This window comes from Kribbella koreensis (assembly GCF_039525325.1).
Lineage (GTDB): Bacteria > Actinomycetota > Actinomycetes > Propionibacteriales > Kribbellaceae > Kribbella > Kribbella koreensis.
Genome location: NZ_BAAAHK010000009.1, coordinates 83,716 through 107,886 on the forward strand (window position 1 = coordinate 83,716; position 24,171 = coordinate 107,886).

General features: G+C 67.9%; 21 protein-coding genes. 9 read left to right on the forward strand and 12 right to left on the reverse strand.

Features of this window, described 5'->3' with window-relative positions; translation table 11 throughout:
- Window position 1: 1 nt before the first annotated feature.
- Complete coding sequence (locus ABD116_RS20005) at window positions 2-859, forward strand: MaoC family dehydratase (protein ID WP_343972074.1); 858 nt, start codon at window positions 2-4, stop codon at window positions 857-859.
- Between the two features lie 108 nt (window positions 860-967).
- On the opposite strand, the gene thrS is transcribed toward ABD116_RS20005, so the two are convergent.
- Both thrS and ABD116_RS20015 read right to left on the reverse strand, forming a co-directional pair.
- On the reverse strand, window positions 968-2,209 hold the full coding sequence (gene thrS, locus ABD116_RS20010; RefSeq protein WP_343972077.1) for a threonine--tRNA ligase: 1,242 nt from the start codon (window positions 2,207-2,209) through the stop codon (window positions 968-970).
- A 169-nt stretch (window positions 2,210-2,378) separates the two neighbouring features.
- Window positions 2,379-3,227 carry an acyl-CoA thioesterase gene (locus tag ABD116_RS20015; protein WP_343972079.1) on the reverse strand — a complete coding sequence of 283 codons (849 nt, stop codon included), beginning with the start codon at window positions 3,225-3,227 and terminating at the stop codon, window positions 2,379-2,381.
- Window positions 3,228-3,381: 154 nt separating this feature from the next.
- On the opposite strand from ABD116_RS20015, the gene ABD116_RS20020 reads away from it, so the two are divergent.
- Complete coding sequence (locus ABD116_RS20020; RefSeq protein ID WP_343972081.1) at window positions 3,382-3,837, forward strand: DoxX family protein; 456 nt, start codon at window positions 3,382-3,384, stop codon at window positions 3,835-3,837.
- Window position 3,838: 1 nt separating this feature from the next.
- On the opposite strand, the gene ABD116_RS20025 is transcribed toward ABD116_RS20020, so the two are convergent.
- Both ABD116_RS20025 and ABD116_RS20030 read right to left on the reverse strand, forming a co-directional pair.
- Entirely contained in the window at window positions 3,839-4,633 is a 795-nt protein-coding gene (locus tag ABD116_RS20025) for a hypothetical protein (protein ID WP_343972083.1), read from the reverse strand.
- A gap of 82 nt (window positions 4,634-4,715) precedes the next feature.
- Complete coding sequence (locus tag ABD116_RS20030; RefSeq protein ID WP_343972086.1) at window positions 4,716-5,630, reverse strand: proteasome assembly chaperone family protein; 915 nt, start codon at window positions 5,628-5,630, stop codon at window positions 4,716-4,718.
- 215 nt (window positions 5,631-5,845) lie between these two features.
- Here ABD116_RS20030 and ABD116_RS20035 point away from each other — a divergent pair, with 215 nt between their 5' ends.
- The 4 genes from ABD116_RS20035 to ABD116_RS20050 all read left to right on the forward strand — a co-directional run bounded on the left by ABD116_RS20035 (window position 5,846) and on the right by ABD116_RS20050 (window position 9,964).
- Entirely contained in the window at window positions 5,846-7,015 is a 1,170-nt protein-coding gene (locus ABD116_RS20035) for a hydroxyacid dehydrogenase (RefSeq protein WP_343972089.1), read from the forward strand.
- Window positions 7,012-8,922, forward strand: a complete 1,911-nt coding sequence (locus ABD116_RS20040; protein WP_343972092.1) for a DUF2264 domain-containing protein — start codon at window positions 7,012-7,014, stop codon at window positions 8,920-8,922. Before ABD116_RS20035 ends, ABD116_RS20040 begins: the two co-directional genes overlap by 4 nt.
- 17 nt (window positions 8,923-8,939) lie before the next feature.
- On the forward strand, window positions 8,940-9,362 hold the full coding sequence (locus tag ABD116_RS20045) for a hypothetical protein (RefSeq protein WP_343972094.1): 423 nt from the start codon (window positions 8,940-8,942) through the stop codon (window positions 9,360-9,362).
- 74 nt (window positions 9,363-9,436) lie between these two features.
- Entirely contained in the window at window positions 9,437-9,964 is a 528-nt protein-coding gene (locus tag ABD116_RS20050; protein WP_343972097.1) for a ferritin, read from the forward strand.
- A 133-nt stretch (window positions 9,965-10,097) separates the two neighbouring features.
- Here the strand turns inward: ABD116_RS20050 and ABD116_RS20055 are convergent, their stop codons facing one another.
- From ABD116_RS20055 to ABD116_RS20065, 3 genes are all read right to left on the reverse strand, one after another.
- Window positions 10,098-11,993 carry a DUF2207 domain-containing protein gene (locus ABD116_RS20055; RefSeq protein ID WP_343972100.1) on the reverse strand — a complete coding sequence of 632 codons (1,896 nt, stop codon included), beginning with the start codon at window positions 11,991-11,993 and terminating at the stop codon, window positions 10,098-10,100.
- Between the two features lie 29 nt (window positions 11,994-12,022).
- Window positions 12,023-13,360, reverse strand: coding sequence for a tyrosine-type recombinase/integrase (locus tag ABD116_RS20060; RefSeq protein ID WP_343972103.1), 1,338 nt, complete (start codon window positions 13,358-13,360; stop codon window positions 12,023-12,025).
- 519 nt (window positions 13,361-13,879) lie between these two features.
- A complete protein-coding gene (locus ABD116_RS20065; protein ID WP_343972106.1) occupies window positions 13,880-14,596 on the reverse strand; it encodes a hypothetical protein in 717 nt (238 codons plus the stop codon).
- 1,234 nt (window positions 14,597-15,830) lie between these two features.
- Here ABD116_RS20065 and ABD116_RS20070 point away from each other — a divergent pair.
- Entirely contained in the window at window positions 15,831-16,811 is a 981-nt protein-coding gene (locus ABD116_RS20070; RefSeq protein WP_343972109.1) for a coiled-coil domain-containing protein, read from the forward strand.
- A gap of 173 nt (window positions 16,812-16,984) precedes the next feature.
- Window positions 16,985-19,123: an elongation factor G-like protein EF-G2 gene (locus tag ABD116_RS20075; protein ID WP_343972112.1), complete on the forward strand. Its 2,139-nt coding sequence runs from the start codon at window positions 16,985-16,987 to the stop codon at window positions 19,121-19,123.
- Between the two features lie 6 nt (window positions 19,124-19,129).
- Here ABD116_RS20075 and ABD116_RS20080 read toward each other — a convergent pair whose 3' ends face one another.
- From ABD116_RS20080 to ABD116_RS20090, 3 genes are read right to left on the reverse strand one after another with little or no spacing between them, the layout of a single operon-like run.
- Window positions 19,130-20,374, reverse strand: a complete 1,245-nt coding sequence (locus ABD116_RS20080) for an AAA family ATPase (RefSeq protein ID WP_343972114.1) — start codon at window positions 20,372-20,374, stop codon at window positions 19,130-19,132.
- Window positions 20,371-21,246 carry a tetratricopeptide repeat protein gene (locus ABD116_RS20085; RefSeq protein WP_343972117.1) on the reverse strand — a complete coding sequence of 292 codons (876 nt, stop codon included), beginning with the start codon at window positions 21,244-21,246 and terminating at the stop codon, window positions 20,371-20,373. The genes ABD116_RS20080 and ABD116_RS20085 overlap by 4 nt, the downstream gene beginning before the upstream one ends.
- A complete protein-coding gene (locus ABD116_RS20090) occupies window positions 21,243-21,692 on the reverse strand; it encodes a hypothetical protein (protein WP_343972119.1) in 450 nt (149 codons plus the stop codon). Before ABD116_RS20090 ends, ABD116_RS20085 begins: the two co-directional genes overlap by 4 nt.
- A gap of 48 nt (window positions 21,693-21,740) precedes the next feature.
- Between ABD116_RS20090 and ABD116_RS20095 the strand changes: the two genes are divergently transcribed.
- Window positions 21,741-22,145, forward strand: coding sequence for an HIT family protein (locus ABD116_RS20095; protein WP_343972122.1), 405 nt, complete (start codon window positions 21,741-21,743; stop codon window positions 22,143-22,145).
- Window positions 22,146-22,203: 58 nt separating this feature from the next.
- On the opposite strand, the gene ABD116_RS20100 is transcribed toward ABD116_RS20095, so the two are convergent.
- Together ABD116_RS20100 and ABD116_RS20105 are read right to left on the reverse strand one after the other, a co-directional pair.
- Window positions 22,204-23,301 carry a glycosyltransferase family 4 protein gene (locus ABD116_RS20100; protein ID WP_343972125.1) on the reverse strand — a complete coding sequence of 366 codons (1,098 nt, stop codon included), beginning with the start codon at window positions 23,299-23,301 and terminating at the stop codon, window positions 22,204-22,206.
- Between the two features lies 1 nt (window position 23,302).
- Entirely contained in the window at window positions 23,303-24,160 is an 858-nt protein-coding gene (locus ABD116_RS20105; protein ID WP_343972128.1) for a phosphatidylinositol mannoside acyltransferase, read from the reverse strand.
- Window positions 24,161-24,171: the final 11 nt, after the last annotated feature.

Genomic DNA, 24,171 nt, shown 5'->3' on the forward strand with positions numbered 1-24,171 from the left:
GATGCCCACCCGCCGGTACGCCGATTCGCCGGGCTTCGGCGCGCTCTACGCCCGCACGGTCAAGGCCACGCTGCGCAAAGCGGAGTACGAGCCGGACCACGACGGGCTGACCCTGGAGTTGCCACGGGCAACAGTCGACCAGGACCACCTGACGGCGTACCGGGAGGTCACCGGGTTCGCGGCCGGACCCGCGCTGCCGGTCACGTACCCGCACATCCTCGCGTTTCCGCTGCACCTGGATCTGATGTCGGATCCGTCGTTCCCGTACAAGCCGATGGGCATCGTGCACCTCGGCAACACGATCACCCAGCTCAAGCCGCTGCCGATGCACGCCGAGTTCGCGATCACCGTGCACAGCGGGCCCGAGCGTCCGCATCCGAAGGGCACGGTCTTCGACGTGCTGAGCTCGGTCAGCGTGGACGACGAGGTCGTCTGGACCGACACGACCACGCTGCTGAGCCGGTCGTCCGGCGAGCCGACGGCACACGCTGACCTGCTGCCCGACCCTGGTCTTGAGCCGACCGCCGTCTGGGATCTCAGGGGCAACCTCGGCCGCCGGTACGCCGCTGCGTCCGGCGACCGGAACCCGATCCATCTGTTCAAGCTGTCGGCACAGGCCTTCGGGTTCCCCCGCCAGATCGCACACGGGATGTGGGCCAAGGCTGCCTCCCTGGCCTCCATCCAGCGATCCGGCGGGCTCCCCGACGCGTACACGGTCCGCGTCGACTTCCGCAAACCGCTCCTGCTCCCCTCCCGAGTCACCTTCGCCCACCAGCGCTTGGGCGACGCGGTCGACTTCGCCATCTACAACCAGGACCAGACCACGACCCACTTGATCGGCCAACTCCAACCACGCTGAGTTGTCCCGATCGACAGGACATAGTGCCCCGATCACGGCCGGTCGCCGCCTCCGTGAGCGCAGCGCTCGGCTGAGTGACCGACTATGTCCTGTCGATCGGGACGGCCATCAATCACGCCGGAGTGGGTCACACTCGGCGGCGAGCCGGTCGAGGGCCTCGCCGATCGGCGCCGGGGGCAACTGTTGTCCGTCGCGCAGGCGGAGGGCGATCGCACCCGCCGCCGCCTCGCGCGCACCGATCACAGCCTGGTACGGCGCCAGCCGGTTCTCCCGGATCCGCGCACCCAGCGACCCCTCGTCGGCATGCGCGATCTCGACCCGGAGCCCACGATCCCGTGCCCGGCGCGCGACCTGCTCGGCAGCCTGCTCCTCGTCGTCAGAGATCGGCAGTACTACGAGTTGCACCGGCGCGAGCCACCCGGGGAACGCGCCGCCGTGCACCTCGATCAGATGCGCGACGGCCCGCTCGATGCTGCCGACGATCGCCCGATGCACCATCACCGGCCGATGCTTGTTGCCGTCAGCACCGATGTACTCCAGCCCGAACGCCTCCGGCTGATGGAAATCGACCTGGATGGTGGACAGGGTCGACTCCCGGCCGGCCGAGTCGACGATCTGGATGTCGATCTTCGGCCCGTAGAAGGCGGCCTCGCCGGGCTCCTCGGAGTACTCGAGTCCGGACTTGTCCAGCACGTCGCGCAGGAGATCAGCAGCGAGCGCCCAGCTCTCCGCGTCGCCGACGTACTTGCTGGACGGGTCGCCGAGGTTTGCATCCTCAGCGGGTAGGGACAGCACGTAACCCGATGCGCTGATGCCGAGGTCGCTGTGCGCTTGCTTGATGAGCTCGAGCGCTGCGAGGGCCTCATCGGCGACCTGCTCCAGCATGCAGAAGATGTGGCCGTCGTTGAGTTGCATCGCGCGGACTCTGGTGAGGCCGCCGAGTACGCCGGACAACTCGGAGCGGTACTGGCCACCGAGCTCGGACATCCGCAGGGGAAGCTCGCGATAGCTGTGGGATCGGGAGCGGTACATGAGGGCGTGGTGTGGGCAGAGGCTCGGCCGGAGTACGACCTCCTCGTCGCCGATCGACATCGGCGGGTACATGTCCTCGCTGTACTTCGACCAGTGGCCGGAGATCTCGTAGAGCTCGCGTTTGCCCAGTACAGGCGAGTAGACCTGCTGGTAGCCGGCTCTTCGCTCGACGTCGGCGATGTAGCGCTCCAGGGCCTGGCGGATCGCGGCGCCAGCGGGCAGCCAGTACGGCAGGCCGGCGCCGATCAGCGGGTCGGAGTCGAACAGGCCGAGCTCGCGGCCGAGCTTGCGGTGGTCAAATCTGGCTTGGTTGTTCATGGGTGTGGCTCCTCAACGATGAGTGAGGCGAGTGTCCACATGGCGAAGCCCCGGGGCACTCGCCCCGGGGCTTCGAAAATCGACAGTCAGCTGTCAGCGCGCCGGGACGTACCTCGGCGTCGTCGTCACCACTGCGCGCTGATTCATACCGGCAACGCTAGCAGATCGCTCAAGCTTCTTCATCGTCCAATTCGAGACCGATCGGCCGGATCAGCCCCTCCTGCGCGACCGAGGCGACCAGCCGCCCGTCCTGACTGAACAGCCGCCCCGTCGCGAATCCACGAGCACCCGACGCCGACGGCGACGCCTGGTCGTAGAGCAGCCACTCGTCCGCGCGGAACGGCCGGTGGAACCACAGCGCATGGTCGATCGAGGCCGGCTGGATCCGCCGGTCGCCGATGATGATCCCATGCGGCAACAAGCTTGCCCCGAGCAACGTCAGGTCGCTCGCATAGGCCAGAACGCAAGCGTGCAAGGCGTGATCGTCGGCAAGCTTGCCCGAGGCCCGGATCCAGAACTGCCGCCCGGTGAGGCCGGCCAGCCGGACGTCGAGGGCCGCCCACTCCTTGTTCCAGTCCTCGGCCTTGCGACCGCTCGCCGCCTCGAAGACCGACGCGAGCGTCGGCGCCTCCTCCGGTGGGACCAGGTCGTCCGGCATCTTGTCGGCGTGGTCCAGCCCCGGCTCGGGCACCTGGAACGACGCGGACATGTAGAAGATCGTCTTGCCGCGCTGGGTCGCGACCACGCGCCGGCTGCTGAACGAGCGGCCGTCGCGGATCAGCTCGGGGTGGTACTCGATCGGTACCGACGTGTCGCCCGGGCGCAGGAAGTATCCGTGCAGGGAGTGCACGATGCGGTCCTCGCCGACGGTGCGGCCGGCGGCGGCGAGCGCCTGGCCGAGCACCTGCCCACCGAACACCCGCTGGGCCGTCGTCTGCGGCTGCCGGCCGCGGAACAGGTCGTCGTCGATCTTTTCCAGGTCGAGCAGCTCGACCAGATCCTCCAGGGACTCGGGCATGCCTCATCCTGACAGCTTCTGTCTGTACTACGGACGCGCGCCCGCGCACTGCTCGTGTGTCGCCGCTCACCCGGGCATTTTCGGTGAGCTTTCGGTCGCTGCTTGTAAGTTGATGAGCACTCAACCATCAAACGAACGACTGACAGGAGTAGCTGTGAGCCCCCTCCGCACGCTGACCCGGCCCGTCCACGCTTCCCGCGACCTCGTGCTGCTGATCGCCCGCGCCGGCCTCGGCGTCGTCTTCATCGCCCACGGCTGGCAGAAGTTCCGCACCAACGGCCTCGACGGCACCGCGGCCGGCTTCGAACAGATGGGCGTGCCCGCCCCCACGCTCTCCGCGTACTACGCGGCAGCGGTCGAACTCATCGGCGGCGCAGCCCTGGTGCTCGGCGTACTGACGACCGTCGCCGGGGTCCTGTTGGCACTCGACATGGCCGGCGCGTTCCTGTTCGTGCACATGTCGAACGGGGTGTTCGTGGCGGACGGCGGTTGGGAGCTGGTCGTCGTACTGGGCCTCTTCGCCCTCGCACTGGCAGCCACCGGCCCCGGCCGCTTCAGCGTCGACGGCACGATCACCCGGGGCGGTCAGCGCGCGCGGGTGACCGCCTGAGTCAGATCCCGCAGAGGACGGTGGCAGCGAAGCGTTCGGTGGACGAGGTCTCGTTGCGGACCGAGATCATCCACTTGGTGACGTCGGGTTGCGGGTCCGGGATGCTCATCACCGTGCTGGAGCCCAACGGGCCGCCGCTGATGATGGTGCGATTCGGCGGGCAGGTCGCCTCGGAGATTCCGTTCTGGCCCGGCGCGACGTCTTCGTAGAGGTCGGTGACGAAGGCGTCGGGGGTGATCCCGTTGGCGCAGATGGTCTGGATGGTCATCGTCCTGGGGACGGAATCCCAGTTCCGGAGCTGCCCGAAGTACGCGTTGCGCGGCTGGGAGGCGCTCATCTCCCGGAGCGAGACGTTGTAGGTGTCGGCCCAGACGCCGCCGCCCAGTACCTTGCCGCCGAGGGTGCAGTCCGACCAGCCGTTGCTGACGTCGTTCGGGGCGGCGGCCGCTGTCTCGGTGCGTACCTGGTAGTTCGTCAGGCCGCTGTAGCAGATGGCATAGACCGAGAAGACCACTGAATGGTCGGTGGGGTTCGCGATGGTTACGTCCCAGCCGGTGCCGCCGTCGATGGCCTGGGTGGAGACCAGCCGGACCTCGCTGGAGCCACCACCACCGCCGCCACCGGTGGCGAGCATGCCTGACGGACAGTGGGTGAAGGCGTGCCAGTATTTGTGCGCCTCGGCTGTCACGAAGTACCGGACAGTGGTTGTCCTCGGCACCGCAGCTGCAGGTTGGAGCGACACTCCACCGATCATCGCGGCTGCTACGAGTGGTCCCAGCAGTTTGCTCGATCGCATTCGGCTCCCCCAGAGCTAGCGTGTGCAGGCGTTCGTCCTGCACACGCTAGAGAGTCGCCGTCTCACGGCGATTACACCGCGATCAGTTGTCGTCTTCGCGGTTCAGTTCGGCGAGGAACTGCTCGACCTCGGCGCCCAGCTCGTCGGCTGAGGGGGTGGAGCCGGCTAGGAGGCTGCCGCGGCTTACTGAGCCGGCGGCTGCGTCGTACTGCGTCTCCAGGGCGTTGACTACCGAGGAGGCGTCTTCGGAGGCTTCTACCTGCTCGTCGACCAAGCGGCCAGTCACTGCGGCCTCATCCAGGAGGGCCTTACTAGGGAGCAGCAGGCCGGTCGCGGCGGAGATGGCGTGGACCAGGGCCAGCGCTGCGCCCGGGAAGCGGTTCTCGGCCAGGTAGTGCGGGACGTGCACGGCGAAGCCCATCGCGTCCTTGCCGGCCTCGCCCAGGCGGACCTGCAGCATGGTCATCGCGCTCGCGGGGAGGCGCATCTCGCCGTCCCAGATGTTCGAGCGGGTGACCAGCTCCGGCCGCGTCGCGTGGGACGTGAGGCCGAGCGGGCGGGTGTGCGGGACGCCCATCGGGATGCCGTGCACGCCGATGGTCAGGGTCACGTTGTACATCTCGATCAGCTGACGGACCGCGCCGGCGAAGCGGTTCCAGTGGTTGTCGGGCTCGACGCCCTCCAGCAGCAGGAACTCGACGCCCGCGTCGTCCTTCATCAGGTGCAGCGACAGCTGCGGCGGGCTGTAGTCGATGAACCGGTCCTCGGCGAACGTCACCTCGGGACGGCGGGCCCGGTAGTCGTGCAGAAGGTCGACGTCGAACCGCGCGAGCAGCCGGTTGTCGAGCACCTCGAGCAGGTGGTCGGCCGTCACCCGGCCGGCCTGACCGGCGTCCATGAATCCGTCGAGCGAATGCACCAGCACCTTGGGCGTCGCCGCCGGGCCGGTCGCCACCGACTCGTCGACGATCTCGTAGAGGTCGTCCGGTCGCAGCATCGTCGTCTCCTTCTTAGTGGCCTTCAGGGCGGTCGGCCCCTCTATCCTGCCTTCTCTTGTGTCAACGCCCGCACGCTGGGCGGTAATTCCGCCTGCTGGGATCTTTCTCACTTCGTCCTCCGATCCGCGCTGCGCCCGGTGCGTCGTCGTGTCCGGATGTGGTCAGACATGCCCGCGGACGAGCATTCTGGGAAAGCGCTTGCTAGCGTGCTCCTGTGCGCACCGAATCCGAGCCGACCCAAACCGCCACCTCGTCGTCCCCGGAGACCGCCTCCACCGCGGCCCGGCCGGCGCCGCCCGTCGACGCGGCGACGACTCCCGCGACCGCCCCGAACGCTGCCGTCACGAGGCGGCCGAGGGTGATGCTCGCGATGAACGAGTCCAGCCGCGCCCGCGTGCTGGTGCCCGCCGTCCGGGAGCGTCTGGAGCGGGTGGCCGAGGTGCTACCGGTCGGCCCAGGCAGCGTCCCCGGCAGCGGTAGCCCGAGGCACGAGCCCGGCAATCCGTTCCTCGACGACCCCGCGATCCGGGCGTCGCTCGCGGACGTGGACGTGCTGCTCACCGGCTGGGGTTGCCCGGCGATCACGCCCGAGGTGCTGGCTGTGGCTCCGAGGCTCAAGGCGATCATTCATGCGGCCGGCTCGGTCAAGGGGTTCGTCGACCCTGCCGTTTTCGAGCGCGGCGTCCAGGTCTCGTCGGCGGTCGTGGCCAACGCGCTGCCGGTGGCCGAGTTCACCGTGGCGACCATCGTGCTGAGCGGCAAACGGGCGTTTCGGCTCGGAGCGGAGTACAGGATCAACAAGCAGCGCCCGGACCCCAGCGCGGTGCCCGGCAGCTACGGGAGCACCGTGGGGCTGCTCGGCGCCTCGCGGATCGGGCGGATGGTGGCGGAGCGGCTGCGCGCGTTCGATCTCGAAGTACTGATCAGCGACCCGTACCTGAGCGCGGCCGAGGCTGCAGAGCTCGGCGCGGAGCTGGTCGAGCTCGACGACCTCTTCACCCGCAGCGACATCCTGAGCGTGCACGCGCCGCTGCTGCCGGAGACGGTCGGCCTGGTCGACGCCCGCCTGCTCGGGCTGCTGAAGGACGGCTCCGTCCTGATCAACACCGCCCGCGGCCGGATCGTCGACGCCGCCGCGCTCGAGCGGGAGTGCGTGGCCGGCCGTCTCGACGCCGTCCTCGACGTCACCGACCCGGAGCCGCTGCCGCCCGACTCGCCGCTGCTCGACCTGCCCAACGTCTTCCTCACCCCGCACCTGGCAGGCGCGGTCGGCAACGAGGTCGCGAGGCTCGGCGAACTGGCCGTGAGTGAATTGGAACGTTTTGCCTCCGGCGCTCCTCTTCATCACGTCATCAGTTCCACCGAACTAGGGAGGATCGCATGAGCCGCCTCGTGCTCCCTGACACCGACCGTGTGCTGTCCCGCCAGACCGGCTGGTCGCGCGCCCACTGGGAGGCACTCGCCGACCACCTGCTCGATTCACTGATCCCGTACCTCTCCCCCGGCGACGCCCGCGTCGTCCTGCCCGGCCGGCCGAGCCGCTCCGGTACTTCGTCCGACGAGCTGGAAGGGTTCGCCAGGTCGTTCATGCTGGCCGCGTTCCGGATCGCCGGCGTCCGGGGTGTCGGCTGCGAGAAGTTGATCGAGCGGTACGCGCGCGGCGTCGCCAACGGCGCCAACCCGGACCACCCCGAGGCGTGGCTGCGGCTCACCCCGCGCTCGCAACAGATGGTCGAGGCGGCCGCGATCGCCGTCGCGCTGCACGAGTCCCGCGAGTGGATCTGGGATCGACTCGACACCCGCTCCCAGGAGCACGTCGCGGAGTGGCTCGGCGGCTTCATCGGATCGACCACGCACGACAACAACTGGCGGCTGTTCCAAGTCGTCAGCGAGCAGTTCCTCGCGTCGGTGGGCGCACCGTACTCGCAGGAGGACATCGACGGCGGGCTGGACCGGATCGAGGACTGGTACGTCGGCGACGGCTGGTACTCCGATGGCGACGGGCAGAACTTCGACAACTACATCGGCTGGGCGATGCATCTCTACCCGGGCCTCTGGACCCGGATGGCGGCGGCGACGCCAGGGGCGCAGTACGACGACCGGCTGAAGGTCTATCGCGAGCGGCTGGCGCTGTTCTTGGAGGACGCGGTTCACCTGGTCGGGAACGATGGCGCTCCGGTCTATCAGGGGCGGTCGCTGACTTACCGGATGGCGGCTGCGACGCCGTACTGGATGGGGCAGATCCTCGACGCGTCGCCGCTGACGCCGGGGCAGACGCGGCGGTTGTGTTCGGGGATCGCGCGGCACTTCGTGCAGCACGGCGTACCGGATGAGCGAGGGCTGCTGACACTGGGTTGGTACGACACATTCCTGCCGACTACCCAGCCGTACTCCGGACCTGGGTCGCCCTACTGGGCCTCCAAGGGCTTCATCGGGCTGCTGCTGCCGCCGGAGCACCCGGTGTGGTCGGATCCCGAGGAGACCGTGCCGCTGGACGAGGCCGACCAAGTACGGGCGATGCCTGCGCCTGGATGGCTGGTGCACGCGAGCCGGCACGACCAGGTGGTCAAGCTGATCAACCACGGCGCGGACCATGCTCCCCCGGCCGAGCCTGCCGGCGTCGAGCCTGCCGCCGACCCGCACTACGACCGGCTGGCCTACGCGAACCACGCCGGGCCGGAGATCTCCGATGCGGCCTCCTTGCAACGGGTGGACAACCTGACGTCGCTCGTCGACCAACATGGCAAGTCGAGCTATCGCGGGCGGATCCGGCGGCTGGGCGTGGGGGCGCGATCGGCGGCGTCCTGGAACAACGCGTGGCTGGGCAGCGACGGACCGTGGGCGATCGAGACCGCGTCGGTGGTGCATGGCGGTTGGGAGATCCGCTGCTCACTGGTTGACGGGCCTGCCGGCGTACTGGTCCGCAGCGGTGGGTATGCGGTTGCCGGGCAAACCTTGCCAACGGCAACAGTCGGCGAAGGGCCGGCCTGGGCATCGGCACGGAACTCGGACGGACTGATGGCCGCGGTGGTCAACTTGCACGGGTACGACGAGGCGGGCGTGCACCGCGATCTAGGAGCGAACCCCTTCGGACCGCACTCGGCCACGCCGTACCTGACCGCGGCTCACAACGGCGAGCCGCTGGTACTCGTGCACGCGGTGTTGCTGACCCGTGACGCGATCCGCCCCGAGGCTCTCGCCGAGGGCATCGCGGTCGCCGTCGACGGGCACGAGATCACTCTCACACTGCCCGGTGACGACACCGAAATTGTGCGCATGAGGAACCGCTGACCTCGTACCGTGGGGGTATGACGGAAACGATCGAACCCGCTGCCACCGACGCGTTGTCGGAGGCTGTCGCGGCCGACCCCAGCACGGCCAACCAGGAGAAGTTGTGGGCGGCAACCTTCGGGCTGGACCGCTGGTGGTTCGTCCAGCGCGGTGAGCCGGAGAACCCACAGCCCTTCGTCGGAGTGCATCAGGACCAGCCCTTCCTGATGGCGTTCACGTCGGCGCAGCGCGCCCGCGGGTTCGCGATCGAAAACGGCTTGAGCCCGGCCGACGCCGAAGTACTGGTGCTTGCCCTGACCCCCGACGACGCGGTCGCGCAGGCGCCGATCTGGTTGCAGCAAGGGATCGCGGCGATCACCTTCGACCACGGCATCGCCGGCTACTTCGCGCCTCTGGGCAACCTACCCGCGATCAGATCGCATGTGGAAAGCCTTACCTGACAAACATCTGACACGCTGTTAGGCGAGCCTCGCCAACGGTGAGAAAACCACCTGTGAGCACTACATTGGCCTGCATGAGCACGTACGAGAAACTTCTTCAAGAGCAGATCAGGAACGAATTCACGGCGTCCCACCAGTACACCGCGGTGGCCGTCTGGTTCGACGACCAGGATCTCCCGCAGCTCGCCTCGCACTTCTACAAGCAGTCGCTGGAAGAGCGCAACCACGCGATGATGATGGTGCAGTACCTGCTGGACAAGGACATCCGGCCGCAGATCCCCGGCGTCGGCGAGGTCGCGGGCGACTTCAAGTCCGCGCTGGAGCCGCTCGAGCTCGCGCTGCAGCAGGAGATCACCGTCACCAAGCAGATCGAGACGCTGGCCCGGACGGCTCGCGACGACGGCGACTACGTCGGCGAGCAGTTCATGCAGTGGTTCCTCAAGGAGCAGGTCGAAGAGGTCTCCGCCATGACCACCCTGGTCAACGTCGCGAAACGCGCCGGCGACAACCTCTTCCATCTGGAGGACTTCCTGGCTCGCGAACTGGTCGGCAACGAAGGCGCCGACCCCACCGCCCCCAAGGCCGCCGGCGGCGCCGTCTAGCCTCCCCCGCGCTCCAGGACCCCTAGTCCTGAACCGCATCCACGCCCGTGCTCAGGGCCGCCGCCATCCGCGCGGCGGCCCAGCCGAACCTCCAGTACCACCGAGAACTACCGGGCCTTCTGCCACCGCCCTGTTACCAGGAGCTGGTGCCGCCACCGCCGCCTCCGCCGCCGGAGAAGCCGCCGCTGAAGCCTGAGGAGCTGCCGCCTCCGCCGCCGCTGCCTGCGGGAGCGGGTGGTGGGTCGAAGGTGTTCGCTACGGTTTGGCTGATGCTGCCGGCCGCGAAACCTGAGCTGTAGTAGGACGGGCCGGTGTACCAGTAGGGGTCTGGGGTGATCCGGCCGGCTGCGACAAGTTGGGCACAGACGCGCTGCCAGCGGTCGGCCAGTTCGAAGGCGATGGCCCAGGGCAGGTACTTGCTGAAGATGTCCTCGCCCTCTTCGAACTTGAGCTGATCCGCCTCGGCGGTCGCGAGATAGGTGCGGAAGCCGACCAGCTGGTCGGTCACCGCGCGACCGGCGGCAGTTCGTTGCCCGCGGCCCCGTACTCCGAACCAGATGGCGATCGCGATCACCACGGCCAGCGCCGGCACCCCGAAGAGGATCGCCCGGCCCAGACCGCCGGTGGCCGCGCCGATCGCCGTACCACCGATCAGTCCGCCGAAGATCCAAGTGCCGAGGATGCCGAGGCAGGCGACTCTCGCGCCGCCCGACACGGCCTTGCCGCCGCCGGCGCGCGGCATCCGGACGTACCAGTTGCGCTGCCTGATCTGCTCGCGGAGCTGGGCGATCATCGCGTCGTGTGCCTCGCGCATCGAGGTGTCGCCGGTCGGGCGGCGCTCCAGCACGATCTCGGCACCTGGCTGCAGGCCGGGGAACAGTCCCTGCATCAGGTACTGCTCGTGCGGCGCCGTCGCCACCGCGGGGTTCACCAGCACGGCCTTCTGCTGCTCGCCGGTGTTGTCGATCCGGATCCCGCCGCGGACGGCGAGGTCGATCAGGGTCGCGGCGGTCTCGGTCGTGTTCGCCTTCGCGTCGATCAGCAGGCCGCCCTCGGCGACCGGGATCCTCGGCGGCGAGAACGCGACGGGGAGCTGGCTCTCCTTCAGGTCGTCCTTGACCGGCGCGGCGACCATCCCGTCCGGCGGGAAGCTGCCCGGCGGCATCCCGGCGAAGCGCTGGTCCTTGTTGCCGTTCTTGCTGTAGAGCACGGCCGCGAGGATCGCCGCGAAGCTGACGGCGCCCGAGCCGATCAGTCCGGGGACGGTGAGGCCGTTTCGCTGCAGGAAGCCGGGCGCGTCCACGACGATCGGAGTGTCGTTCTTCACGACACCGGCCGGGATCGCGGCGACGACGGTCAATCCGCTGTGGGGTGCCAGCTCTGCCTGGCTGTAGACGCCGGTGCCGGCGGTCACCGTCGCCTGGTCGCACGGAGTCGAGCTGCCTTGCGGTCCGGCGAAGCAGGTCGCGCGCTGCACGCCCTCCGGCACGGTGACCTTGACCGAGACGTTTCTGGTCACGGCGTCGGTGAGGGTTCCGGTGGTGTCCCAGTAGAGCTCGCTGTGGTCGGCGAAATGCCGGAGCGCGCCGCGTACGTCGTACTGGAGAACGTAGGTCGCGGTCGGGCCCTTCACGGTCCGGTCGGCGGCGCCGATCTTGATCCGGAGGCTCTGGTCGCGGTCGTTGTTCGTCTTGTTCACCGTCTGGGTGAAGTCGGCGCTGTCTCCGGACGGGCTGGAGACGCGCACGTTGGAGATTCGGTACTCCTGGTCCTTCGACTTGTCGTCGACGTAGACCTCGCGGGTGATCAGGTCCCGGATGATGCCGTGCCGGTCGGCGGCCGGCAGGAAGCGGTAGACGATCTGCTCGCGGACCTTCAGCACTCCGTCGGCGGTCACCTCGTACGTGAACTGCATCGAGTCGATGACGTCCGTGCTGCCGGTGGTCGCCGCCTGTGACGGCACTGCCGACCCAGCCAGGACGAGCCCGGCGAACACAGCGGCGACGGCTGTGAAGAATCCCCTACGCATGTCGCGACAGTACCGACGCCAAGGGTCCGTCAGTACCCGCGACTGGCCGGTGTGTCGCCCGAATGCCTCATCGGGTCGGCGGCCTGGATTGCGGCGGCTACCAGGTCGGCGGCTGTGGTGTCTCGGGTGCGGCGGTTGCGGTCGTAGTACTGGGTGGTGGCGATGGTGGCGTGGCCTACGTCTGCTTGGACGTGCTGGATGCGGGCGTCTTGTTCTAGGGCGATGGTGACGTAGGCGTGGCGGAGGGCGTGGGGGTGGATCCGGTCGGCTACCTCCGCCAGTGCCGGGCCGGCCTGTACTGCGATCCGCCGGAGCAGTGCATTGATGTCGAAGCGGGAGCAGCGGGTGCCGTCCTTGGTGGCGATCATCGGGGCGCGGTTGGCGCTGGTCCTACCGCGGAGTGCCGGCGTGGCGGCGTCGCTGGTGCGGTCGCGTTCGGCCAGGTACTCAGTGAGCGCTCTCGCGGCGAGGTCGGTCAGGTAGACCTCGCGGTGGAGCCCGCCCTTGCCGAGGACTCGCAGCATGGGCTCTCCCCCGGACAGCACCAGGCTGTCGCGATCCAGACCGACCAACTCGGAGACCCGGAGCCCGAGAGTCAGCAGACCGACTACTGCCACTGCCCGGCGCGCGTAGAGGTCTCGGTACCGCGTGCGGTTAGGCAACTGAGCAGCTGCATCCAGGAGCGCTCTCAACTGACCAGCTGTAAGCCTGATAGTCGGCGACGCATCACGAGCAGTACTCCCAAGCCCAAGCCGCGCCCGATTAAGCGCCGCCGGATTGGCCGGTACTACGCCCGCTTCGGTGAGGTGCCCGTAGAACGCCGACAACGTAGACAACATCCGCTGCCGAGTCCGCTTCTCCGCGCCCGCCGCATCCAACTGATGCAGCCACGCCTTCACCTCAGCTCCCGTAGCCGCCCGCGGATCCATCCCCCGCCCCGCACACCACCGAAACCAAGCCAACTGATGCAACACCCCCAGCTTCCCAACCGGCGGTCGCCGGCCACCCGCTCCAGCTACCTCCCCCACACCCGCCCGCCGCCCGGTCGCACCGTCAGCGCCGCTCGCACTCGGCGCGCCCCCGCCGGCCCCACTTCCCTCAGCCCCAGTTGCCCCCCGGCCGCCGGTCAAGGCGTCGACCCAGGCGGCGGGGAGGCCCAGGGCGTAGGCGTAGGTCTTGCGGGTTCCTGCGTTGCCGTACTGGGTCAGCCAGTCGGCAATCTGCGCCTGCAGCTCGGCTGGGTCGTCGACGCCCGGCCAGTCTCTCCCGGGATCTTCGTTCCCTGGCCGGCCTCCCGCAGGCTGCAGCTCGGCGCTGGCTTCTCTGAGTGTCTCCAGGACGACCAGGGCATCCAGTTCTGCACGCATTCGTCGATCCTCGCCGACGACCCGGCCCACCGCAGGGGACTCGCCGAGCATAAGCCGGCGACCTTGAACACCTTCGCCGGATACCCAGTTTCGTGTCAGGCCGAGCGAACACACAGAAGGGATGTCCGGCCAGGCTCGCGCACACGGAGTGTCGGCAAGCACGCTGCCACCAGCCGCAGACGAGCTGGCGCGCGGGGCAGGGCGGCCAGAGAGACGGAGATCGCTAGTATGTTGTCAAGATCGAGGCTTGTTGAGCTGAGCTGATGGCATTCAGCTTGACGAAGAATGATCCGGCATAGCCTGCTGCGCAGCCATACCCGAAGTGTTGACCGTGGGCGAACGCATTACCCGTGACGCTCTGCGTGGTCAACCACGGACCGCCCGAGTCGCCTCCCATTGTGAAGTGATCCCACATGAGGACGCCCACCAGTCCCTGGCCTTCTCCGCAAGATGGGAAATAAGGCAGGGTGTACGTCGGAAACCTGACGGTCGTCACAGTGAGGCCGCTCGTTGATCCGCTCATGGCAACAGGAACCCAGCCACCCAGGACGTGATGACACCCACAACTGGTCGATAGTCGGTTGTTGTCTGGTTCCCGACGAATACAGACGGCGAATAGCCGTTGGAATTCGACATGAATGCAGAGTCAGCGATTTTCTTACTCGAGTACACCGTCCCTACGTAGACTCCATTGTTGTCATAGACAAGGTTAGGGCAGTGTCTCGCGGTGGAACCGACGATCCCGCCATTGCTCCACAGCCTCCACGCCCATCCGAGTGTGCAGTACTGGCTTGGGTCGCCACCCGAGTAGTGAATCTTGGCTCCGGTAGTCCAAGGGGCAATATCGGCATCCCGACTCTCCGGCTTCCAGTTGTCCACCGGCTCAACTCGCTCGAGCGTAACGCGCGGATCATTTAGATTCTCGATGGCGCGAATAAGAGTGGCGGCATCCTTGCCGCCGGGATACACCTGCAGGAGGACTCTATTTGAATATGCATCGTAGCCGCCACCGATGCCAGATGCCCCCGCCCATTCGACCTGGTTCCCTAGAAGTTTGTTAGCAAGATCATCCAGTTCCTTTGCAGTATATTGCACGCGCGCAAAATTGATCCGGAGATTTGTTTCGGCACTTGCTATCAGGATTCGCGCTTGGTCAACGGCTTCATCAGAAGTCAGTTGAATGGTTAATGCCTGAGTTGCTGCATCCCAAATCATGCCACCGTCGTGGTCCAGCACAGGCTTGAGGACGTCCCGCAATCGTTCCCGCTCTCCCGAAGCAACTGCGTCACCCCGTCACGTCCACCGGCGCTGACATCTGCGGCCGGTTGGAGAGTTTAGGATCTGGATTTGGATCCGGATTGTCAGCAACCGCAGGCAGCAGCGCCCCGCTCAGCAAGATACTCGCACCCACGCCGGCGGCCACGAACCTTAGCCCTCGACCTATACGTGTACTCATGGTAGGACGCTAGGCTGGTATTCGTGCGCAGACAATGGTTACTCGTGGTTGTTGCATCGACAGTGGCCCTGGCGGCCGTGGCCAGCGCGTGCTCATCCTCCCCTCCCCCTCGAATCGTCGAGTCCGATTCAGCGATGCCGAGCAGCATGGAGGCTCTCTACGGGGGCATCTTGACCGTCGACGCGAGCGGATGTGTTCAGGTGCAGGGGTCTCAAGAGTTGGTGACTCTTGTCTGGCCCAAGGGATACACCGTACGAGGCGATTCAAGGTCCTTTGAAATCCTCGACGGTGGCAAGAACGTCGTGGCGCGCTCTGCGACACACCTTGCTATTAGCGGAGGTGGCGCTGACAAGGTTCAGGACACGTGGACTGAACGCGAATGCGTCACTGGCAGCAAGCTATGGATGGTCGGAAGCATCCGCGAGGGATAACCATGACCCACCGCTGTTGAGGCCGAACAGGCTATCGATGGGCCTGGCAGAGACGAGGCCTCCCCGCGGTGGCGGGCCTGCCTGGGTTCGGCCTCCGCGCCGAACGGATCTACCTCGGCGCAAGGTCGCACCGGCACCAACCGCCGTGGACTCGACCAGGCAGAAGCCGCTCGCGGCGTCGGGCTGGCCTCGGCCCGACCTGGTATGACCGATCGACCGCCGGTGGACCCCACCTAGCGCAACTGCACACCGCCGGCGGACCCAGCATCGCCGAACTGGCCGTGTTCGCCGTCTCCCGCCCACCGCGTACCGAGTCCTCGGACACCGGTCCCCGTTCTGATGTTGTCTCGTCGTCCCAACAAAACACTGGTTTCGTTGGTTGATGGTTTGGTTTGGGAAACGCCGAACCAGTTTCGCGGTTTCGTATCTGCAAACCTCTACGCTCAGCGACATGAGTGAGGGGACTGGGCGCTGCGGATACAGCAAGTGCCGGGCAGAACTGCCGGCGCCGGGGATGCAGGGCGGGAGACCGAGGAGTTTCTGCCGGGATACTCGCTGGGATGGCGGCCGGACCTGCGCACAGATGGCGAGGGCTGAGAAAGAGGCCCTAGGAGCACTGGGCCTGGACGCGGGCAGCAACACCTTCCGGCTGGACGCTGAGCGCCTGCGAGACCACCTGGAGACAATCCGTGAGCCGGTAGACGCGCTGACCGCGGCGCTAGCAGCGGTGAGCACCCGCCTGGATGAGGTGGAGGCTGCTGCGGTCGCCTCTGTCGAGACCGCCCACACGCAGGTCGCAGAAGCAGAACGAGCCCGACTGGCCGCCGAGGAAGCCCGCGAGAGCGCCGAGCAACGGACGAGACAGGCGATCGCTGCTGCCGAGCGGGCGGCTAAGGAGCGTTCCGAGGCAGTCGACCGCGCTGCTGCGGCAGCACGCCAGGCGCTGGAGTCGACGGAAGCTCTCGGCGCAGCACGTCAGCAGACGCAAGACGCTCTCAGCGCGCGAGACGTCGCAGTACAGAGGTCGGAGACAGCAGCCGGACTACTGGCAGCCGCAGAGCTACAACTGCAGGCCGGTGAGCGGGATCGCCTGGAGCTTGCGGCAGTGGTCGAACGGACGTCACTGGAACGGGATACCGCCCTCCGGGGCGAGCAGGAGCGCCGGGCGGAAGTCGCAGCCGTTCGTACCGAGATGCAGGCCCTTCGCGCCGAGCTAGAGGCTGAGCGGCGGCGCAGCACCGAAGGCGACACGGCACGGCTGCTGGCCGAAGGTGCGGCGGTCCGCTTGGAGGCGGCGCTCCAAGAAGCCGCCCGGGTAGAGGCTGCCCAGCAGGAGACTGTGATCGAGGTACGAGCTGCTCTGGCGCGGGCGGAGGCAGACCTCGCTCACCAGCGGGAGAGCGCCACCCGGACGGCGGCCGAGCTCAACCGTCAACAAGAGGCGACAGCGCAAGCACTTGCTGAGCTGGCCGCGCTGCGCGCCGAGCTGGCCGGCAGGACGGTCGCTCGGCTGCATCCCGAGGATCTCCAAGCGATGCTCAGCGCCCTGACGCCCTCCACCTGACCTCCCCGACTCGCGGGCTGGCCATGTCCGCCCCTACCTGACCCCGCCCGACATCGCCAACTGGCGATGGCCGCCTTGACCTGACCTCGCCTGCCTCGGTCAGCAAGCGCTACGTGGGGGCTTGTGCTGGGTGGGCGGTTGGGGGAATGGTGGGTGAACCAGGAGGAAACGTCATGGCAGACAAGGCGAATGCTTCCCAGGGCGGTGGTGCTGCTCCGGTCGCGGACAGCCCGGCCGCTATCCGTAACGTGGTGCTCGTCGGGCCGTCGGGTGCCGGCAAGACCACACTGGTGGAGGCCTTGCTGGTCGCCTCCGGAGTGCTGAACAGACCGGGGACCGTCGTCGACGGTACGACGGTCTGCGACTGCGACGACGCAGAGATCCGGCAGCAGCGATCGGTCGGGCTCGCCCTGGCCCCGCTCCCCCACAACGGCGTCAAGGTCAACCTGATCGACACCCCCGGGTACGCCGACTTCGTAGGCGAACTCCGCGCCGGTCTCCGAGCAGCGGACTGCGCCCTCTTCGTCCTCCCGGCCAACGAGGGTGTCGACGAGCCGACCAAGGCGCTCTGGCAGGAGTGCGACCAGGTCGGCATGCCGCGCGCCGTCGTGATCACCAAGCTCGACCACGCCCGGGCGAACTACGAGAACGCGCTCGCCACGGCCCAGAGCGCCTTCGGGGACAAGGTTCTCCCGCTCTACCTCCCGGCCGGCGGCAACGGTCTCGTCGGCCTGCTCTCGCAGACGCAGTACGACTACGCCGATGGCAAGCGCACGACGCACGACCCTGACCCGCAGCACGCCGATCAGATCGAAGAGCTCCGCGGCACGCTGATCGAGGGCATCATCGAGGAGTCCGAGGACGAGTCGCTGATGGAGCGCTATCTCGAGGGCGAGCAGATCGGCCAGGACGTGCTGATCGAGGACCTCGAGAGAGCGGTTGCCCGCGGTTCGTTCTTCCCTGTCATCCCGGTCTGCAGCGGTACCGGCGTGGGCACGATGGAGCTGCTCGAGGTCGCGACGAGTGGGTTCCCCTCGCCGCCCGAGCACCCGCTGCCCGAGGTGTTCACGCCGCACGGCGTACCGCGCAAGCAGGTCGCCTGTGATCCGGACGGTCCGTTGCTGGCCGAGGTGGTGAAGACGACGTCGGATCCGTACGTCGGCAGGGTCAGCCTGGTGCGGGTGTTCTCCGGCACCATCAGGCCCGACACGACGGTTCACGTGTCGGGCCATTTCACGTCCTTCTTCGGGGACGCGAACAGCCACGCCGACCACGACGAGGACGAGCGGATCGGCACGCTCTCGTTCCCGCTCGGCCGCCAGCAACGCCCGGCCAGCGCGGTGGTCGCGGGAGATCTCTGCGCGATCGGCCGGCTCACCCGGGCCGAGACCGGGGACACGCTCTCCGACAAGGCCGATCCGTTGCTGCTCAAGCCGTGGACGATGCCCGAGCCGCTGCTACCGATCGCAGTACAGGCACATGCGAAGACTGACGAGGACAAGCTGGGGGTCGGGCTGCAGCGGCTGGCCGCCGAGGACCCGACGCTACGGATCGAGCAGAACCCGGAGACGCATCAGATCGTCTTGTGGTGCATGGGCGAGGCGCACGCGGACGTCGTACTGGACGCGCTAGCCAACCGGTACGGCGTGACCGTGGACACCGTCGAGTTGCGGGTGCCGTTGCGGGAGACGTTCGGCGGCAAGGCCAAGGGGCACGGGCGGCACGTCAAGCAGTCGGGCGGGCACGGGCAGTACGCCGTCTGCGACATCGAGGTGGAGCCGTTGCCGGAGGGCGCCGAGTTCGAGTTCGTCGACAAGGTGGTCGGTGGAGCGGTGCCGCGGCAGTTCATCCCGAGTGTGGAGAAGGGCATCCGGGCGCAGATGGAGAGGGGTGTCGGCGCCGGGTATCCGATGGTCAACATCCGGGTGACGCTGCTCGATGGGAAGGCGCACAGCGTCGACTCGTCCGACATGGCGTTCCAGATGGCCGGCGGGCTGGCGCTGCGCGAGGCGGCGACCGCGACGAAGGTGAACCTGCTGGAGCCGGTCGATCTGGTGTCGGTACTGACGCCCGACGACCTGGTCGGTGCGGTGATGAGCGACCTCTCCGGCCGACGCGGCCGTCTGCTCGGGACCGAACGCGTCGGCAACGACCGCACCCTGGTCAAGGCCGAGGTCCCGCAGGTCGAGATCACCCGCTACGCCATCGATCTGCGCTCGCTTTCCCACGGCGCGGCATCCTTCACGCGAAGCTTCGCCCGGTATGAACCTATGCCCGACTCAGCTGCCGCCCGGGTCAAGTCGACGGTGTGACAACCCTCAGCTGAGGCGGCGCCGGATGTCCTTGCTGCGGAGGTACTCCGCGACGTCGTCGTAGCGCTCGGACTGGTTGGCGAACTCGATGTACGAGCGAACCCGATGCAGCCAGTCCAGCGTCGACGGCTTCACCGTCGGCAGCGCGGCCGACAGATGCTGCATCGACAACGGCGGCTCACCACCACTCGTCAGCGCCTCGTCGATCACCCGATCAACCCCGCGCTCGACCAGCGCCCGCAGGTCGGCACCACTGAACATCGGCGTCTGGCCGGCCAACGACTTCAGATCCACCCCAGTCGTCGGCACGTCCTTCAGCACCACCGACAGGATGTCCGCCCGAGCGGTCTCGTCCGGCGGCGGTACGAAGATCACCCGATCGAACCGTCCCGGCCGCAGCATCGCCTCGTCCACATCCCACGGCGCGTTCGTCGCCGCCAGTACCAGCAGCCCTTCGTTCTCCGAGCCGATCGCGTCCAGCTCCTGCAGCAGTACGTCGACCAGCCGCCGCGACTCCGACCCACCGTGCTTGTGCCGCGCGAAGGCGAGCGCGTCCAACTCGTCGAGGAACAGCACGCACGGCGCATTCGCCCGCGCTCGCTCGAACGCGGCATGCAGATTCCGCTCGGACACCCCGAGGTACGGATCCATCACGTCCTCGATCCGGACGTTGACGAACGGCAGCCCACACTCCCCCGCCGTCGCACGCGCGAGCAACGTCTTCCCACAACCGGGCGGCCCGTAGAGCATCACGCCGCCGCCGGACCGACGCCCGTACTTCGAGTACAGCTCGGGCCGGCTCAGCGGCAGGATCACCATCCGGTGGATGACCCGCTTGATCTCGTCCATCCCACCGACCTGGTCGAAGGTGGTGGTCTCCTTCACCGTGTCGCTCTCGACGACAGCCTCGTCCTCCGGACCGACCTTCACCCGTACGCCGCTACGCTCGGAAATCATCTCGTCGACCAGTTGCTGTAGGCGCCCGGTCCCTTCGACGACACCGGCCTGCCGGGCTGCCTCCAGACAACTCCGCAGCAGCGCCAGCCGCCCGTTGGCCGCCGCCAACTCACCGACCGGCACGAACTGATCCGCCGGCAGGCCGTGCTGATCGAGCAGCACGACGTACTCGTCGAGCGCCGAATCGGTCTCGTCCGCGGCGACCAGCGTCTCGGCCAGGATGAGCCGCAGCAGCACGTCGTCGGGGCTGGCCTCGACCGCCTTGCGCAGCGCGGAGATCCGGTCGTTCGTCATGAGCCCCACTTCCGGTTGATCATGCGGCGTACCAGTGGCGGCGCGACCCATGAGTAGATGCAGAACGCGAACCAGCCGATCGCCGCGACGCTCGCGAGCAGCCCGAATCCGGCGTACCGGAGTCCGTAGATGACGGCGATCGCGCAGATCCAGACCACCAGCGGATTGAAACGCTGGAAGGGACGCAAGGGCGCCAGCAGCGGGTGGTTGATCAGCTTGGCTTCCCGAGCCGCTCCGCGCAGATCGCTGTCCGCTGGGTTGCTCGCGGCGGCCGAGGCGAGAGAGCGGTATCCCGACCTCGCGTCGCCGGTGAGCATCGACGCCGTACCGTGCAACGCCTGGGTGCCCGGGTCCTCGGGATCGACAGAGAGCGCTTCCTGGCTGTGCCGCCGCATGTCCTTGTGCCGGCCTTGGGCGAAGGCGACCTGCGCGCGGGCCGACGACACGGCCGCGCTCTCGGGCGCGAAGGATGCGGCTCGCTCGACGAGAGCAGAAGCCTTCTCCGTCTGGCCCGCGGCCAGGCAGACGATCGCGTAGCCGAGTAGCAGGTCCGGCTCGTTCGGGTCGAGGCTGAGGCCTTGCAGGTAGACAGCCTCGGCCTCCTGCAGCTGCCCGGCGGCACGGAGAGCAGAGCCGAGTAATTGGAGCAGAGGCGTTGACTGGCCGTAGTGCGACAGCCCGGCACGTAGTACGTCGATGGCCTCACTGTTGCGGTCGAGAGCGTGCAGCGCGGCGCCACGGAACAGGAACGCGCGGTAGTCGAGCGCCGCGTCGCCCCACAGCCCTTGGAGTTCGTCGAGCGTGCGCTCGGGGTGGCCGATCTGCAGCCAGTGGCCGGCCAGCTGGAGCCTCGCTTCGGTCGGCTCGCTCACAGCACGGCCTCGATCAGCATCAGCAGCACGACCTCGAGCACTCCGCCGGCGATCACCGCGGCCAGCCCCGGCCACCAGAGCGACTTGTACTCCGCGCCGCGCAACTGGAACGCGCGATCCATCGGCTGCTGGATCCGCAGCTGGACCAGGCAGGTCAGCACCGCGATCACCCGGATCACCACGCGCGTCCCGGACGCGACCGTCACCTCACCCGTCAGCAACTCGAGCGCCACCGCGACGGCCACGAACCCCGCCAAGCCGGAGCCCAGGATCAGCCACCGCCCACGAGCCGGTACGCCGAGCCGGCGCGCGTTCAGCCAGGCGATCGCGGTGACCGCGAGGACCCCGCCGAAGAACGCCACGTACGCCTGCGACATCAACCGCCAGGGGCGCACGGTCACGTCCACGTCCGCGCCGATGGTCGGGCGCAGCAACTCGTCGGACATGGGACTCCCTCGGCCTTGATGCGGGTTGGCGCAGTTTAGCCTGGAGCGATGACCGAGAACTGTCTTTTCTGCGGGATCGTGGCCGGCACCATCCCGTCCCAGCGGGTCGCCGAGAACGAGCGCGCGATCGCCTTCATGGACATCAACCCCGCCACGCGGGGGCATCTGCTCGTCATCCCGCGCGAACACTCGATGGATCTGCGCGAGGCTGCTCCGGAAGACCTGATCGCGGCGACTCTGCTCGCGCAGTCCTTGGTCGGTCGCGTGATCGACCGGCTGGACGCCGATGGCGCCAACCTGCTCAGCTGTATCGGCGCCGACGCTTGGCAGTCGGTGTTCCACACACACCTGCATGTCATCCCGCGGTACAAGGACGACCCGCTGCAACTCCCCTGGCACCCGACCCCCGGCGACTTCGACGCCATCGCAGCCACCGCTACTGAGCTGCGCTGACCACTGCTGAGTCGCGCTGACCACTGCCGAGTTGCCCGACCGCCGACGGGCTGGTCGCCTACCGCCGAGCGACCAGCTCGTAGACCGCCACCAGGTCGTCCACCAGAACGCCCCAGTCGTACGCCGGTACCGCTGCGCGACCCGCATCCCGTAGCTTGCCGCGCTCGTCCGGCGACGCCAGCAGCCGGGCCGCCTGGCTAGCGAGCGCCTCCGCGTTGCCTGGCTCGAACAATTCGCCCAGCCGGCCCCCATCGAGCACCTGCCGGAACGCCGCCAGGTCGCTCGCCAGCACGGGAGCGCCGGCGGCCATCGCCTCCAGCAGTACGATCCCGAAGCTCTCGCCACCGAGGTGCGGCGCGACGTACACGTCCGACCCGGCCAGCATGTCCGCCCTGGCGACATCGTCGATCGCGCCGAGGAAGAGCACGTTCTCCCGGCAGTGCTCCGGCAGCGAACGCCGCGCCTCGTCGGCCTGTCCGGTGCCTGCAACCAGTACCTTCACCTGCGGCCGCTTGGCGACCAGCCGCGGTACGGCTGCCATCAGGACGCCGAGCCCCTTGCGTGGTTCGTCCATCCGGCCGAGGAAGCTGATCGTGCCGTGAGCGCCTTGCCACTCGGGTCGGATCCGGCCGGCGAAATGGCTCGTGTAGAGACCGTTCGGGATCACTACTGCCTCGCCGCCGATGTGCTGCACCATCATCGAGCGTGCGTTCTCCGAGACCGCGATCCTCGCGTCGAGCTTCTCCAGCGCGGGCCTGAGCAGTCCGGCGGCCGCGCTCATCGCGCGGGAACGCACTTGCCAGGTGTGGAAGGTCGCGACGAACGGGCCGTCGCCGGCCCAGAGCGCGATGATCGAGGCGCTCGGCGTCGTCGGTTCGTGCACGTGGACGACGTCGAAGGCGCCCTCGGTCAGCCAATTCCTGACCCGTGCGGCGGTACGAGGTCCAAACGTCACACGGGCGATCGAACCGTTGTAGGGCACTCCGACGGCGTGGCCGGCCGATACGACGTACGGCGGGCCGTTGTCGTCGTCGACCGGCGCGAGCACCGAGACTTCGTGGCCGAGGGCAAGCAACGCCTCGGCCAGGTCGCGGACGTGGTTCTGGACCCCACCCGGCGTACCGAGCGAGTACGGGCAGACCAGGCCGATCTTCATCTCAGTCCAGGAAGATTCGCTGCAGCATGTGCCAGTCCTGCGGATGTTCGGCGATGCCGAGGGCGAAGGCGTCAGCGCAGCGCTGGGTCATCTGCGCCGGGCCGCCGGTGCGGTCGATCGGGTCGTGGAAGGTGATGACGAGATCGGGGCCGTCGTAGTGCAGGGTCGCGGGGATCAGCGGGGCACCGGTGCGGATGCTGAGGGCCGCTGGGCCGGCGGGCATCCTTGACTGGCGGTCGAAGAACTTCACCGGGACGCCTCGCTCGGAGAGGTCGCGGTCGGCGACGAGGCAGACGAAACCGCCTGATCGCAGTCGCTCCGCCAGTACTCCGAACACGTGCTCGTCGCTTCCCGTCAGGGGAAGCACCTCCATACCGAGCTTGGCACGGTATGCGACGAAACGGTCGAACAACGACTCGGGGCGAAGACGCTCGGCGACGGTCGACACCGGCATACCGGTACGACCGGCCCAGGCGCCCGCGTGGTCGTAGTTGGCCAGGTGCGGGAGGGCGCAGATGACGCCCTTGCCCGCGTCGTGGGCGTCGCGGAGGAACTTCTCGTTGACCGTACGAACCCGGCCGACGATCCGCTCGTCATCCCACTCGGGGAGCCGGAACGCCTCTTGCCAGTACCTGAGATAGGACCGCATTCCGGCCGCTGTCAGCGCGTCCAGCTCGGCCGGGGTCGCTTGCGGCCGGACGACGGCGAGGTTGGAGCGCAATCGCTGCACGCCGCGCCCGTTCCGGCGTACGACGAAGTCCGCCACCCGCCGGAACACCGCCGACACCACAGACTCCGGCAACCGCCGCACCAACGTCCACGCCAAGGCGAACGCCAGATCAACGGCCCGCTGCCGCACCCCTTCCACCG

What these genes read in the sequence shown, in the direction of transcription:
- ABD116_RS20005 (WP_343972074.1), top strand. Translation starts at nt 2, where the DNA reads ATGCCCACCCGCCGGTACGCCGATTCGCCGGGCTTCGGCGCGCTCTAC.
- thrS (WP_343972077.1), bottom strand. Translation starts at nt 2,209, where the DNA reads ATGAACAACCAAGCCAGATTTGACCACCGCAAGCTCGGCCGCGAGCTC.
- ABD116_RS20015 (WP_343972079.1), bottom strand. Translation starts at nt 3,227, where the DNA reads ATGCCCGAGTCCCTGGAGGATCTGGTCGAGCTGCTCGACCTGGAAAAG.
- ABD116_RS20025 (WP_343972083.1), bottom strand. Translation starts at nt 4,633, where the DNA reads ATGCGATCGAGCAAACTGCTGGGACCACTCGTAGCAGCCGCGATGATC.
- ABD116_RS20030 (WP_343972086.1), bottom strand. Translation starts at nt 5,630, where the DNA reads ATGCTGCGACCGGACGACCTCTACGAGATCGTCGACGAGTCGGTGGCG.
- ABD116_RS20040 (WP_343972092.1), top strand. Translation starts at nt 7,012, where the DNA reads ATGAGCCGCCTCGTGCTCCCTGACACCGACCGTGTGCTGTCCCGCCAG.
- ABD116_RS20045 (WP_343972094.1), top strand. Translation starts at nt 8,940, where the DNA reads ATGACGGAAACGATCGAACCCGCTGCCACCGACGCGTTGTCGGAGGCT.
- ABD116_RS20050 (WP_343972097.1), top strand. Translation starts at nt 9,437, where the DNA reads ATGAGCACGTACGAGAAACTTCTTCAAGAGCAGATCAGGAACGAATTC.
- ABD116_RS20055 (WP_343972100.1), bottom strand. Translation starts at nt 11,993, where the DNA reads ATGCGTAGGGGATTCTTCACAGCCGTCGCCGCTGTGTTCGCCGGGCTC.
- ABD116_RS20060 (WP_343972103.1), bottom strand. Translation starts at nt 13,360, where the DNA reads ATGCGTGCAGAACTGGATGCCCTGGTCGTCCTGGAGACACTCAGAGAA.
- ABD116_RS20070 (WP_343972109.1), top strand. Translation starts at nt 15,831, where the DNA reads ATGGCGAGGGCTGAGAAAGAGGCCCTAGGAGCACTGGGCCTGGACGCG.
- ABD116_RS20075 (WP_343972112.1), top strand. Translation starts at nt 16,985, where the DNA reads ATGGCAGACAAGGCGAATGCTTCCCAGGGCGGTGGTGCTGCTCCGGTC.
- ABD116_RS20080 (WP_343972114.1), bottom strand. Translation starts at nt 20,374, where the DNA reads ATGACGAACGACCGGATCTCCGCGCTGCGCAAGGCGGTCGAGGCCAGC.
- ABD116_RS20090 (WP_343972119.1), bottom strand. Translation starts at nt 21,692, where the DNA reads ATGTCCGACGAGTTGCTGCGCCCGACCATCGGCGCGGACGTGGACGTG.
- ABD116_RS20095 (WP_343972122.1), top strand. Translation starts at nt 21,741, where the DNA reads ATGACCGAGAACTGTCTTTTCTGCGGGATCGTGGCCGGCACCATCCCG.
- ABD116_RS20100 (WP_343972125.1), bottom strand. Translation starts at nt 23,301, where the DNA reads ATGAAGATCGGCCTGGTCTGCCCGTACTCGCTCGGTACGCCGGGTGGG.